Below are 12,781 nucleotides of genomic sequence, written 5' to 3' on the forward strand. Positions count from 1 at the left end.
GAGGGAGTCACTCGAAGTACCACCGCTGGGAGTCCCACCCGCTCGCGAAGTCCTCGATTGGACCCTGGACCCGCGACTGGTATCCCGAGATGGACGACGTCATCGTCACGAAGCCGAACGGCTGTTCGTCGTTGATGAGGCCGAACGCCCGACCGAACAGCTCTCTCCGTTCCGCCTCGTCGTCGGTCTGGGAGGCCTGTTCGTAGAGGCTCGCGATGTCCGCCTCGGGGACGTACCCGTAGTAGTTGATGCCGCCACGCTCCTCGAAGAACCCCTTCGACGACGCCGGGGTGTACGGGTAAGTGTTGAAGCCGAGGTTGACGGACATGTCCCACGGCTCCTGCCCCACCGAGACGTCGCGCGGCCCGCCGTTGAACCGTCCGGCGCTCCACGGCACCTCCTCGCCCTCCGGCGGCGCGTTCGAGGCGTAGTTCTCGATGAACGACGACGTGGCCTTGAGTTGGACGTCGATGCCGGCGTTGTTTCCGAACTCCTGTGCGATGAACTCGGCGGTGGTCTGTTCGGTGTTCTGACCCTGGTCGAAGAACAGCGTCAGCGTGACCTGCTCGCCGTTCCCGTTTTCGAGGGTGTCGCCGTCGTAGCTGTACTCCGTGTCCGAAAGCGCCTCCGCGAGCGCCTCCCTCGTGACCTCGGGGCCGTAGTTCTCGCCGACCCCGTAGTTCGTGATGCGGTCGTCGACGTACCACCGGGTCCACCTCGGCTGCATCGTCTGGGCGACCTGCGCGTAGCCGCGGTAGATGCTCTCGGCGATGGCCTGTTTGTCGACGGCGTGCGCCAGCGCCTGTCGGACGGCTTTACGGCGGAACGGCTCCCAGCCGTTGGCCCGCATGTTGTACGTGAGCACGGAGACGAACGGCTGTGGGGTGACGTTGAGGTAGACGCTCTCGACGTCCTGGAACTGGTTCGCCTTGTTCGGCGGGACGCCCGCGCTGGTGACCTCGCCGCCGCGGAGCGCGCCGAGTCGCGCGCTCTCCTCTTTGATGACCCGGACGACGTACCGGTCGAAGTACGGGGCTTGCTCGAACTCCGCCGCGAACGCGTCGTCGTACCCCTCGAACCCCTCGTTCGCCGCGACGTCGCGGAGGTAGTAGTCCTCGTTGCGGGTGACGACGAACTGCGACTCCCGCTCCCACTCTTCGTACGTGTACGGGCCGAGGTTGCCGGTGTACGCCAGCGTGTTCACCTCCTCGTCCTGCTGGAGCCCCTCGGTGTCCTGGTCGGGGACGTACTTCTCCAGGATGCCCTTCGGCATACAGTTCTGCCCCCAGAGGACGGGTTTGAACGGGAACGAGGGGTCGATCTCGGGTAACCGAAGCTCGAAGGAGAGGTCACCGGTCTGCTCCACCGGGATGGGTTCGCCGCCGCGGAACCACTCGTCCGCGTTGGGGAAGCCGGACCAGTTCCCCTCCGCCTGGAAGACGTTCGTGATCATGTACACCCAGTCTTCGGCGGTCATCTGTCCGTAGCCGGCACCCCACTGGAGGTTGTCTCTCAGTTGAACCTCGTAGACGCGGCCGTCGTCGGAACTGATGTCCGCCCAGAGGGGGAATATCTCCTGGTCGGGGGTGATGACCCACGTCGCGTCCATCGTGAGGCCGATGTACCCTCCCGAGGTGGTGTCGGCGATAGAGATCCAGTTGAGCGAGGAGGCGTCGACCGACGAGGCGCTGATGTAGTCGCCCCCGACGCTCCGGGTGCCGTCGCCCGACGACCCGGTGCCGCCGGTCCCCTCCGTGCTCTCCGTCCCCGTGGTCGCTCCGCCGCTCTGGCCGCCCGATCCGCCGTCCCGACCGCTCGAACATCCCGCGAGAGCCGCCGCGCCCCCAACGCCCAACAACTTCAGAAGGTCTCTACGACCCGGACGATAGAGCGCGTCCGGGTCGCCGTCGCCTCCGTAACCGGATGGCATGGTGTGTGAAAACAGCCACCAAAGTAAATATCCATCGATGGGGGGTGGTATTCGTGCGCTATCGTCCGATTTCCGTCCGTTTCGCGTGCGAACGGCGACGGGATGTGGGGGGTCGAGAAGCGGCCGGGTCCGACCCGTGACGGGCCGTCTCAGTCGTCGCCGTGTTCGTCGACGATGACGACTTCACCGTCCTCGACGGTGACGTTGATGAGGGTCTTGACCGAGTAGTCGGTGTCGTCGAGCTGGTTCGGCCCCGCCTTCTTGATGACGGCGACCACGTCGACGACGTCGGCACCGATGTGGCTCAGCGCGTCGAGGATGGACTTCATCGTTCCCCCCGTGGAGAGCACGTCGTCGAGGACGAGCACCGTGTCGCCCTCGTACACGTCGTTGATGTACATCTCCGAGTCGGAGTAGCCCGTGGTCTGGTGGAGCGACACCTCGCCGTCGAGGCCGTACTGGCGCTTCCGGATGACGACGAGCGGGATGTCGGTCATGAGCGAGACCGCCGTCGAGATGTGGATGCCCATGGCCGCCGGCGTGACGATCTTGTCGACGTCCTCGATCTCGGCCTTCCGGATGATGCGGATGACGATCTCGCGGAGCAGCGCCGGCTTCAGCATCGGGACGCCGTCGCTGATGGGGTGGACGAAGTACTCGTAATCACCCTTCTCGATGATCGGTGCGTCGAGGAGCGACCGCCGCAGCAGGTCCATGGCGTCGGTTCCGGGGGTAAGGAATAAAACGTGGCGGTTCACCCGCTCGTGTGTGAGGGTGTGTCTGTGCTGACGAGATTCGATTCGAGGGGGTGTCCCTCCGTTCGTGTTCGAATCGAATTCCGGTGCACCGGCACGTGATCCGTCGATGCCGGTATCGGGTTCGGCGAACGGGAGCGGTTCGAGAGAGTGACCACCACGGAGTCGCCAGGGCGGTGTTGCCTCCTCCTCCCCAACCGGCTCGCTCACTCCGTTCGCTCGCCCCTCGCGCGACTCCGGCGCGACCGACGTCGCGCCGGCACGCGCCACCGCCCGGTTCATCCGGCGCACGCTGTCGCGGCCTCCGTGGCCGTCCCCGTGAGTGAACCGAACGGGAGTCAGCGAGGCCAGGCGACGCGCCGCGTGCGAGGTCTTCGTGAGCAGCGCGGGACGCAGCGCGTCCCACTACACCTCCTCGATCTTGAACACCGCCTCCTCGATCCCCTCGCTCCGACACTGCGGGCATCTGGATGGATAGTTGACGGGGTCGTCGAAGGCGCTGAACCCGCAGTTGCGACACTCGGGCGGGGCGACGAGGAACTGCTCGTCCTCGCCGTCGAGCGAGCGGGCGACGTGCTGGAGGTGGTCGTACACCGTCGACGCGGGGACGCCGACGCGGGTCGACAGTTCGCTCGCCGTCGCCGGCTCCGACCGGAGTTCCTCGGCGATGCGCTGTCGCGTCGTCTCGGTCATACTCCCGATACCGACCCGGAGGGTAATGCGTCTTGTTCTCGGGACGGCACGCCGACCGGTGGCTCCGAACTGTCCCCTCCCTGCATCCGAACTGCCGTTCTTCGGTTCCGGCTCGCCGGTCCGCTGTCGCTTCGTTCGGGAGAGCTACCGACCCGACATAGCAAAGACGAAATGACCCTGTGTTGAAATAGGGGGTGTACTATGAAGGCAGTTGTCCTGGCAGGCGGGTACGCGACACGACTCTGGCCGATCACGCGGCATCGACCGAAGATGTTCCTCCCCATCGGTGACGGGACGGTCATCGACACCATCTTCGAGGAGTTAGAAGCGGACGACCGCGTCGACGAGGTGTTCGTCAGCACGAACGAGTACTTCGCCGACGAGTTCGAGGCTTTCTTAGAAGAGAGCGACTACGAGAAACCCACCCTCTCGGTCGAGGAGACGGTGGAAGAAGACGAGAAGTTCGGCGTCGTCGGCGCGATGGCCCAACTCATCGACCGCGAGGAGGTCGACGACGACCTGCTCATCGTCGCCGGCGACAACCTCATCAGCTTCGGGCTGTCGAACTTCATCGACTACTTCGAGGAGAAGCAGTCGCCCGCGCTCGTGGCGTACGACGTCGGGTCGCGCGAGAAGGCCAAGTCCTACGGACTGGTCGAACTCGACGGTGACCGCGTCGTCAATTTCCAGGAGAAGCCCGAGGACCCCGCGAGTACGCTCGTCTCCATCGCGTGTTACGTCTACCCCCAGGAGACGCTCCCGCTGTTCGACGAGTACCTCTCGAACGACAACAACCCCGACGAGCCCGGCTGGTTCGTCCAGTGGCTCCAAGCACGCGAGGACGTCTACGCCTTCACGTTCGACACCGCCTGGTACGACATCGGGACGCCCGAGTCGTATCTCGAAGCCGTCGAGGGCTACCTCGAAGGCGACAACTACATCAACGACGACGCGGTCATCGAGAACTCCGACCTCGGCGAGAACGTCCACGTGATGGCCGGCGCCCACGTCGAGAACGCGACCCTCGACCGGTGTGTCGTCTTCCCGAACGCGACCATCCGCAGTTCGGACCTCTCGGACTCCATCGTCGACGAGGAAGCCTCCATCGAACACCTCGACCTGACCGAGTCGCTCGTCGGCTCTCACTCGAGACTGAAGCCCGAGTGACAGCCCAGCCCCGCGTCTTCGTTCACGACTCCGCCTCCCTTTCTCGGTCCTGCCTCTTCGGTTCGGCGACTCCGCCCCCACGTTCGCGGACCGACCTCCCTGTTCTCGACCCTGCCGGTCCCGTCTCCCTCTCACGTCCGTGTGACCGGTTCACACAAAGAGCGTGTTGAGCCTTGAACAGGTTTTGGTGGACGTCCTTCGAAGGGAGCGATACGCATGTACGAACACGACAGTCTCACGTCCCCAGCCGTGGCACGCTCGCTGGGTCGGGGTATCGCCCTCCTCCGGTGGGGTGGGTTCTGGAGCGCCATCTGTCTCCCGCTGGTCCACGTTCCGCTCCTGTTGGCTGCGGGCTTTTCCCCGTCGACGACGCCGGTCCTCCTCGCACTGTGGCTCACGAACCTCGCTGCCTTCGTCCTCGGCCGGCAGCACTCCCCGGAAACGGAGGCCGCCGACGCGACCGAGGGAGGCGCCCGCCGATGAGCGCGGGGTCGACGACCGCACGGAAGCGTGACCGGCTCGAACGGTACCTCCGCCGCCGGGCCGCCGAGGGCGAGTTCTACTTCAAGAGCAAGTACATCGCCGACGAGGTCGGCCTCTCGACGAAGGAGATCGGCGCGCTCCTCCCCGACCTCCGGCGGTCGGCGACGGCGTTCGACCTCGAAGAGTGGGGGTACGCGAACGCAACGACGTGGCGGGTCGTCCCGACGGGCGACTGACGCGCTGTGCTCGTCTGCGGCGCGATGGCTATTTGTCACGCGCGACGAACGGACGGGTATGGACGGCACCGACGTGGCCACCCAGGCCGACCACGGTTCGAGCGACGGACACCACGAGCATCGGAGTCGCTGGCCCATCGTCGCCGCCGTCGGGGCCGCCGCGCTGTACGGCGGGGTCGGCCTGTTGCTCGCCGGCGGGTCGCTCGTCCCTCGACTTCCGTTCGGCGGCCTCGCCGTCGTCGGCGGGGTGCTCTTGGTCGTCGGCCTCGTCGGCTGGACGTACGAGGCGTTCGTGGCCGACTACTGGACCGAGCGCGTCGACCGCTCACAGCTGTACGTCGGCGGAATGATCCTCTTTCTCGTCTCCGACGTGGCGACGTTCGCGGCGGGGTTCGTCTACTACGCCTTCATCCGCGTCGGGCCGTGGCCGCCGAGCGAACTCCCGCCGCTCCTCGGTTCGCTCGTCCTCGTGAACACGCTCATCCTCGTCGTGAGCAGCGGGACGGTCCATCTCAGCCACGGCGCACTCGAGAAAGGGAACCGCAAGCGATTCATCCGGTGGCTCGCCGTGACCGTCGCGCTTGGCGTGGTGTTCGTCGGCGGGCAGGTGTACGAGTACTACGAGTTCGTCACGCACGAGTCGTTCACGCTCTCGGGCGGCGTCTTCGCGTCCGCGTTCTACGGGCTCACGGGACTACACGGCCTCCACGTCTCGCTCGGCGTCGTCCTGCTCGCGTCCGTTCTGGTTCGGGCGCTGCGGGGACAGTACACCGAAGGGAGGGACGCGGGGGTTCGAACGGTCGCGCTCTACTGGCACTTCGTCGACGTCGTCTGGCTCTTCCTCGTCGTCGTGCTCTACGTCGGGGCCGTCGTCGGGTGAGCTAAACGCCGAACGCGCCCGCCTCCGACTGTCGGGCGTCGCGCGGCGTGACGCTACTTGCGCCGTTCGTCGGCGCGTTCTTCCAACTCCACCAGTTTCCGGTACGCCGGGGGACGAGGACGGCGACCGTCCCGAGACCGATAGCGAACACCCCGAGCGGGAACGCGAGCGCCGGAACGCGGTAGCAGGTGTTCTCGGCGACGATGGTCGAGTAGTACCGTTCGCCCTGGTAGGTGACGACGACGCCAGACTCGAACGCCTCTCGATTGTCGAACGCCCCGTAGATGTGCGCCTCCCGACGGGGGGCGTCGAGCGCTTCGCGGAACGCCTCCCGTTCGGCGTCGGTAAGCTCCTCGAAATCGAGTCGTTCTAGCTGGACGCCGTCCTCGCCGACGAGTTCGTCGGCCCGCTCGGACGACTCGACCACGATGGTCGGCGAGTCGCAGTCGCGGAGTTCGTCCTGGATGAGCGCGTACCCGCCCGGGACCGCCCCACCGATGCCGATGGCGATGAGCAGCACGCCGACGAACGGCGCCACGTACGTGAACAGGAGCGAGGTCTCTTCGGTGTCGTCGGCCATCCTCACACCCCGCCCCAGAACCGGTCACGTCGCTTCGCCTGGAGGTAGCGGAACGTCACGGCCAGGCCGATGCCGTACGCCCAGTGGGCGACGAGGACGAACCCGACGTAGCCGACGAACGCCAGCCCCGACTGGCCCGAGTAGAAGGCGACGAGGAAGCCCGACGAGATGATGGTCGCGAACACCAGCCCCGTCTCGAACAGGAGCCGTCCGGGCAGGTAGTCGGAGAAGGCGAGGAACAGGAGCGGCCACGTGATGGTCCCACCGGCGAGAAAGAGCGCCGCGCCCAGGAGCGGGTTCCGCGGGAGGCCGACGAGTTCGGCGAGTTCGATGAGCGAGACGAGGTCGAAGACGCCGACGAGCGCCGCGGTGCCGAGGCCGCCGGCCATCAGGACGGTGCCGACGAAGCCCCCGATGGCCGCGAACGAGGCGTTCGACGCGACCACGCGCCACGTGGAGCCCACGGCCCCCGCGGTGAGCGAACTGGCCGCCTCCGCCTCGGGCGCGTACGAGGCTCGCGTCGTCTCGGGTTCGTGCGGCGTCATGTCGTACTTCTCGACCATGCGCCGCTCGAACCACCGCCACTCGTTGGTGAACTGGTTCGTCCGCTTGAGGTTCCAGGGGTCGGTCGTCTCCACCCGGTCGCCGGTCCAGTAGGACGCGAGCATGTTGTAGAGCCACAGCAGCGCGCTGATGCCGACGACGTACGAGCCGACGGTCGCGACCTGCTGGGCGAGCTGGTACTCCGCTGGGTAGATGGCCTGGCGGCGGGGGAGCCCGAGGCCGCCGATGACGAGGAGTGTCATGAACGTGACCGTGCCACCGAAGACGATGAGGACCGCCTGGAACCGCGCCAGTCGACGGTCGTACCACCGCCCGGTGATGAGCGGATACCAGTAGTAGCTCGCGGCGATCATCATGAACGGGATGATGCCGACGACGATGAGGTGGAAGTGACCGACGACGTAGTAGGTGCCGTGGTAGAGGATGTCGATGGGGATGACGGCGAGGAAGACGCCGGTGACGCCGCCGATGATGAACGTCCCGATGCTGCCGGCACAGAGGATGAGCGGCGCGGTCATCCGGATGTCGCCGTCCCACATCGTCGTGAGCCAGTTGAACACCTTGATCGCACTCGGCACGGCGATGGCGATGGAGACCGCCATGAACGACGCCTTGATTCGGGGTCGACGCCGGTGGTGAACATGTGGTGCGCCCAGACGCCGAACGAGAGGACAGCGAGTCCGAGCGTCGAGTAGACGACGGCGCGGAAGCCGAACAGCTTCCGCCCGACGAACTTGGGGAGGACGAGGCTCAACAGCCCCGTCGCCGGGAGGAAGAGGATGTACACCTCGGGGTGGCCCCAGAACCAGAAGAGGTGCTGCCAGAGGATGGCACCGCCGCCGTCCGCGGTGAAGAAGGTGGTGCCGAAGTTGCGGTCCAGGAGGAGCATGATGATGGCACTGCCCAGGAGCGGGAAGGCGAAGAGCGCCAGGCCGCTCGTCACGAGCATGTTCCACGAGAAGATGTCGAGTTCGGCCCAGGTGACGCCCTCGCCTCGCTCGTAGAAGACGGTCGCGATGAAGTTGATGGCACCGACGGTAGTGGCGATGCCGCTCAGGTGCAGCCCCAAGAGCAACAGGTCAAGCTGTGGGTTCGGGGACTGAATCGAGAGGGGCGCGTACAGCGTCCACCCGACGCCGACCTCCCGGACGGTGAGGAGAAAACGGATGGCGTCGGCCTGGACGAACGTGTTCAGTACCTGCCCGCCGACCTGGATAAAAAGCCCTGCGCGGGCGAACAGAAGCGCCGGGGGGAGGAGCCAGAAGCCGATGGCGTTGACGCGCGGGAACGCCATATCGTCGGCGCCGAGCAAGAGCGGGAGGAAGTAGTTGCCGATGCCGAAGAAGACGGGGGCGACGAAGAAGATGAGCATCGTCAACCCGTGGGTCGTGAAGAGCGCGTTGTACGTCTCCGGCGTCCAGATGTCCGCCGCGGGCGTCAAAAGCTCCGTCCGCATCATCATGGCGTCGACGCCGCCCCACAGTCCCGCGACGGTGCCGAACGCGATGTACAGCAGTCCGATGTCCTTGTGATCTGTCGTGGTGAGCCACCGGACGGCCTCGTCCTGGAGTCGACCGACCTCCGTGAGGATGGCGTCGCGCTGGACGGTCCCGCCGTCGCTCACGAGGCCGCGGCCGCGCGTCCGCCACCAGACGACGAGTACCCCGGCGAGAAGCAGCGAGAGGGCCGCTACCTCGACGACAGCCCGATTCATGTTCCCACGTGTACCGGGAGGGTGATCAGCGCCGAACTGTCTACCTTCATTGACACGACCTGACAATCGAAAGCTGATAAAACCCTGCGTCGGCGCCGGGGTATGCCTGTCGAGACATTCCGGTTTCCGAGGTGCTTTCGGGCGAACCTATAACACGGGTCGGTCCAAACCGGCTGACGATGGGCCGTGTTCGTGTCACGCGGGTCGCACAGTTCCTCGTCGTCGCCCTCGGGGTCGCTCTCCTCGTCGGGACCCTCACGAGCCCGGCCGCCGCCCAGTCAGTCAACCGGAACGCCATCGACGACCTCAACGAGCAACTGCTCTACGTCGCGCTCCCGCTCGTCCTCTTCGTCGAGGTCACGCTCGTCTACGCCCTCTACCGGTTCCGGAACAACGACGACCCCCAGCCGACGACGAAGGACCCCGCGCTCGAAATCACCTGGACGGCCGCGACCGGCGTCATTCTGGTGTTCGTGGGGATCTCGGCGTTCTTCGTGCTCGCGAACCCCTACATCTCGCCGGCCGCCGCCGCCGGGGGGCCGGCTGGGGGGACGTGGCGAGCGACCCGGTCGAGATAGACGTCGTCGCGTACCAGTGGGGCTGGGAGTTCCGCTACCAGGGTGAGAACGTCACCACACAGAAACGGCTCGTCCTCCCCGCCGAGCGCGACGTCTCCTTCTCGCTCACGACGCGCGACGTCATCCACTCGTTTTACGTCCCCGAGTTGGGCCTGAAACAGGACATCATCCCCGGGCAGACGACGGAGGCGCGGACGCGCGCGACGCAGACCGGCGAGTACACGCTGTACTGCGCGGAACTGTGCGGCGTCGGCCACACCCGGATGCACGGGACGGTCGTCGTGCTCTCGGAGGAGGAGTATCAGGACTGGCTCGACGAGCAGCGTTCGGGTGAGTGAGACGAGGCGGACGTGAGTTCGACGGGTGGCGGTCGTGTTCGGTCTCTGGTCCGGGTCGAATTTGTGTCGTGAACGACGGTTGGTCGCGTTTCGTCCGTGGGTGTACTACCCCCGGTGAGAGATGTCGCTGCACAGATGGGTATCGACAGCACGGTGACCGCACGGTGCATGGGGCGGTGGACCGCAGCCACAGTCCTGCCCACCCGCTCCTACGGGAACACGCTCACTGTGCGCGCGCCGTCACGTGCCACTGCACCGCGCTGTTGCGGTCGGCGCGCGATGAGCGAGCCGGGCGGAACCTCCGGTTCCGCTGGAAGTCGGCGCACAGCGCCGGCGACGAAGCGAGTGAGCGCACGAGGTCTTCGTGAGGGAACCGAACGAACGGCCCGAAGCGACTGCATCGCTTCGGTGTCTGCACGAGTGAAACGAGTGCAGGCTCGGAGCAACTCTGTTGCTCCGGTGGGCGAGGCTGCGGGTCACCGCGCCCGTGTCCCGTGCGGTCTTCGTGTCCTGCTCGCTCTCACGGCACCGCACGAATCACGCCCCACCAGTACGTCGCTCACCTGTACTCAGATACAGCCGTCCCGAGAGCAGAACGCCGACGGGACGACCCCGACTCACTCCAGCCACGCGTCGGTCACGCGAATCCGCCCGCGCGCCCCGCTACACTCCCAGCTTTTCCGGTCGCTCGCTGCGCTCGCTCCCGCAACACCTGGAGCAAAAGAGCCGCTCGCGGATCGCTCACTCAGCCCAACCACGCGTCGGTCACGCGAATCCGCCCGCGCGTCCCGTTCCACTCGGTGTCGTACTCCAGTTCGATGGGACGGGACATGTGCGGGCCGTCAGTGACGAGCGTCTCGAACTCGCCGCCCTCGCCCAGGAGGTGGACGCCGTACTCGTCGTTCAACTCCCGGAGTTCGTCGAGCGCCGTCTCATCGAGGGTGCGGCCGAGCCACGACTCGTCGAGGCCGTGGGCGGCGACCTGAACGATAGTAATCTCGAAACCCGCCGCCAGCATCTCCTCGGCCAGTTCGTCGGGGTCGCGCTGCCAGAGGGGGGCGAACAGGTCGATTCCCAGCCGCTCACACATCGCTCGGATGCGCGAGGTCTGGAACTCGCTCTCGATGGCCCCGGCGGTGACGCCGACGAGGTCCAGTTCCCCGTGGAGTTCCCGGAGGGCCGCCTCCAGCGGTTCGACCTCCCGGTCGCCCTGTTCCGCCGAATCGCTCGCCGTCGTCGCCGCGAGGTCGCCGGGGTCGACCTCCACGAGGTCGATGCCGATGCTCTCGGCCGCCAGGCTCGCCAGTCCGGTCTCGGGCACGTGGTACATGTACGACCCCGAGTCGTCGCCCGGGTGCACGGTCAGGAGTCGCGTGACGTTCAACCCCTCTTCGAGCGCCCGGTAGAGCGCCCACGAGGAGTCCTTGCCGCCGGAGAAGAGACTGACCCAGTCGTCCGTCATCGGGCGTGATAGACGCGAGAGGGGTAAACGCTCGTCGGTTCCCCCTCGACTACTCGTCGGTTCGCGGCTCTTCGCCGCCGTCCGCCCGCGGTTCGACCGCGTGTAGCTCGGCGTACACCGAGGCCCACGCGTTCGCACGACAGCGGCGCGGGACGGTCCGCAGTCCGACCCGCGAGAGGAGATTGGTGAGGCGCGACATGTTTAGGTGTACCTAAACCGTCGTAGTACAAAACCGTGTCGGTAAGTGACACGGGAGGAGACGAGCGGCGGAGGTGCTGAAACCGTCGTTCGAGGCGTTCGGTCGTCGCTCGGGCGATTACATGTAGCCGAGGTCGCGGAGACGCTCCATGAGGTTCTCCTTGTCCTGGGCGCGGCCGGCGCGCTCGGTGGTGTTTTCGAGGTCTTGAATCCACGCGGGCCGGTCGTCGGACTTCTCGGAACCCGTCTCGGTTCCCAGCGAACGGAAGCCCTCGAAGTACTTCTCGGGGACCGGGATGTCCTCGATGGCGACACCCTCGGGGAGGTCGGCGCGCGACTGCGGGACGTGGCCGGCGGGGTACCCCTCGACGGAGTCGGGCACGACGAACTGCCAGAACGCCTCCCAGAGATCGGCCTCCGTGAACTGGAGGATGGGGTTGACCCTGTCGTGGGGCGGGTACTTCTCGGCGTCGTGTCGGGGGGAGAAGAACGTCTCCTCGGCTCTCGAAGCCTGCTCGTCCCACCGCACCCCCGAGAAGACGCCGTCGAAGCCGTACTCGACGATGGCGTTGTTGAGCGCGACGGTCTTCAGCAGGTGGTTGCCCTCGAACGTGTCGGGGTCGACGACCATCGTCTCCCCCTCGTGTTCGATGCGTTCGAGTTCGCGTCGGTTCTGCTCGTTCAGGTCCTCGACTCGGACCTCGTCGCCGAACTCCCAGCCGTGGTCGAAGAAGTCCTCGTTGCGGGCGACGACGAGGTCGAGGTCCCACTCGTCGACCCAGTGGTCGACGAAGACGCGGACGTCGTCGAGGCCCTCGAAATGCTCGATGTACACCACGGGAGGCACGGGGACGCCCATGTCCGCACACACCTCGCGGACGACGTAGAGGACGAGCGTCGAGTCCTTGCCGCCGGTCCACATGACGGCGGGCGTCTCGTACTGTTCGAGCGCCGTACGGGTGACGTCGGCGGCCCGTTCGAGTTTCTCTTCGAGGGTCGGGTAGTCGCCGGCGGTCTGGCCGGCGCCGAGCGCGTAGTCCACAGCGACGTGGTCCAGGGAGGTCATCGGCGGAGGGAGGCGGTCCGAGGAGATAGCTATGGCTGGACTATCTCTTCTTTCCCCGAAGTAGGTCCGGCCTACGCCCGACCGACGGGTGCAGTTTGGGCCGGTAGGAACTGCTTACCGCGACGTCCCTGGCGGCA

11 protein-coding genes and 2 pseudogenes are annotated in these 12,781 nt (G+C 66.3%); 5 read left to right on the forward strand and 8 right to left on the reverse strand.

The genetic code is table 11. The features are described 5' to 3' along the window. Positions 1 to 7: 7 nt before the first annotated feature. The 3 genes from C2R22_RS06905 to C2R22_RS06915 all read right to left on the reverse strand — a co-directional run bounded on the left by C2R22_RS06905 (position 8) and on the right by C2R22_RS06915 (position 3,378). Positions 8 to 1,930 carry an ABC transporter substrate-binding protein gene (locus tag C2R22_RS06905; RefSeq protein ID WP_103425104.1) on the reverse strand — a complete coding sequence of 641 codons (1,923 nt, stop codon included), beginning with the start codon at positions 1,928 to 1,930 and terminating at the stop codon, positions 8 to 10. A 149-nt stretch (positions 1,931 to 2,079) separates the two neighbouring features. Beyond that, on the reverse strand, positions 2,080 to 2,646 hold the full coding sequence (gene hpt, locus C2R22_RS06910; protein WP_103425105.1) for a hypoxanthine/guanine phosphoribosyltransferase: 567 nt from the start codon (positions 2,644 to 2,646) through the stop codon (positions 2,080 to 2,082). Between the two features lie 444 nt (positions 2,647 to 3,090). Next, positions 3,091 to 3,378 (reverse strand): transcriptional regulator, encoded by a 288-nt coding sequence (locus tag C2R22_RS06915; protein WP_103425106.1) that lies wholly within the window; start codon positions 3,376 to 3,378, stop codon positions 3,091 to 3,093. A gap of 201 nt (positions 3,379 to 3,579) precedes the next feature. On the opposite strand from C2R22_RS06915, the gene C2R22_RS06920 reads away from it, so the two are divergent. From C2R22_RS06920 to C2R22_RS06935, 4 genes are all read left to right on the forward strand, one after another. Then, on the forward strand, positions 3,580 to 4,545 hold the full coding sequence (locus tag C2R22_RS06920; RefSeq protein ID WP_103425107.1) for a sugar phosphate nucleotidyltransferase: 966 nt from the start codon (positions 3,580 to 3,582) through the stop codon (positions 4,543 to 4,545). 216 nt (positions 4,546 to 4,761) lie between these two features. After that, complete coding sequence (locus tag C2R22_RS06925) at positions 4,762 to 5,028, forward strand: hypothetical protein (RefSeq protein ID WP_103425108.1); 267 nt, start codon at positions 4,762 to 4,764, stop codon at positions 5,026 to 5,028. Further along, a complete protein-coding gene (locus C2R22_RS06930) occupies positions 5,025 to 5,264 on the forward strand; it encodes a DUF7123 family protein (protein ID WP_103425109.1) in 240 nt (79 codons plus the stop codon). The genes C2R22_RS06925 and C2R22_RS06930 overlap by 4 nt, the downstream gene beginning before the upstream one ends. Before the next feature lie 58 nt (positions 5,265 to 5,322). Next, positions 5,323 to 6,144 carry a cytochrome c oxidase subunit 3 gene (locus C2R22_RS06935; protein WP_103425110.1) on the forward strand — a complete coding sequence of 274 codons (822 nt, stop codon included), beginning with the start codon at positions 5,323 to 5,325 and terminating at the stop codon, positions 6,142 to 6,144. A gap of 1 nt (position 6,145) precedes the next feature. Here C2R22_RS06935 and C2R22_RS06940 read toward each other — a convergent pair whose 3' ends face one another. Together C2R22_RS06940 and C2R22_RS06945 are read right to left on the reverse strand one after the other, a co-directional pair. Further along, positions 6,146 to 6,724: a hypothetical protein gene (locus C2R22_RS06940; protein WP_216824805.1), complete on the reverse strand. Its 579-nt coding sequence runs from the start codon at positions 6,722 to 6,724 to the stop codon at positions 6,146 to 6,148. Positions 6,725 to 6,726: 2 nt separating this feature from the next. Further along, a pseudogene (locus tag C2R22_RS06945) lies at positions 6,727 to 9,002 on the reverse strand (DUF6789 family protein). A gap of 179 nt (positions 9,003 to 9,181) precedes the next feature. On the opposite strand from C2R22_RS06945, the pseudogene coxB reads away from it, so the two are divergent. Next, positions 9,182 to 9,918: pseudogene (coxB, locus tag C2R22_RS27400) on the forward strand (cytochrome c oxidase subunit II). 745 nt (positions 9,919 to 10,663) lie between these two features. On the opposite strand, the gene C2R22_RS06955 reads toward coxB, so the two are convergent. From C2R22_RS06955 to C2R22_RS06960, 3 genes are all read right to left on the reverse strand, one after another. Continuing rightward, positions 10,664 to 11,380: a diphthine--ammonia ligase gene (locus C2R22_RS06955; protein WP_103425111.1), complete on the reverse strand. Its 717-nt coding sequence runs from the start codon at positions 11,378 to 11,380 to the stop codon at positions 10,664 to 10,666. Between the two features lie 49 nt (positions 11,381 to 11,429). Further along, entirely contained in the window at positions 11,430 to 11,579 is a 150-nt protein-coding gene (locus tag C2R22_RS24950; RefSeq protein ID WP_162562411.1) for a hypothetical protein, read from the reverse strand. A 117-nt stretch (positions 11,580 to 11,696) separates the two neighbouring features. Further along, positions 11,697 to 12,644, reverse strand: coding sequence for a phosphoadenosine phosphosulfate reductase family protein (locus tag C2R22_RS06960; protein WP_103425112.1), 948 nt, complete (start codon positions 12,642 to 12,644; stop codon positions 11,697 to 11,699). Positions 12,645 to 12,781 lie beyond the last annotated feature (137 nt).

The organism is Salinigranum rubrum (genome assembly GCF_002906575.1).
Lineage (GTDB): Archaea > Halobacteriota > Halobacteria > Halobacteriales > Haloferacaceae > Salinigranum > Salinigranum rubrum.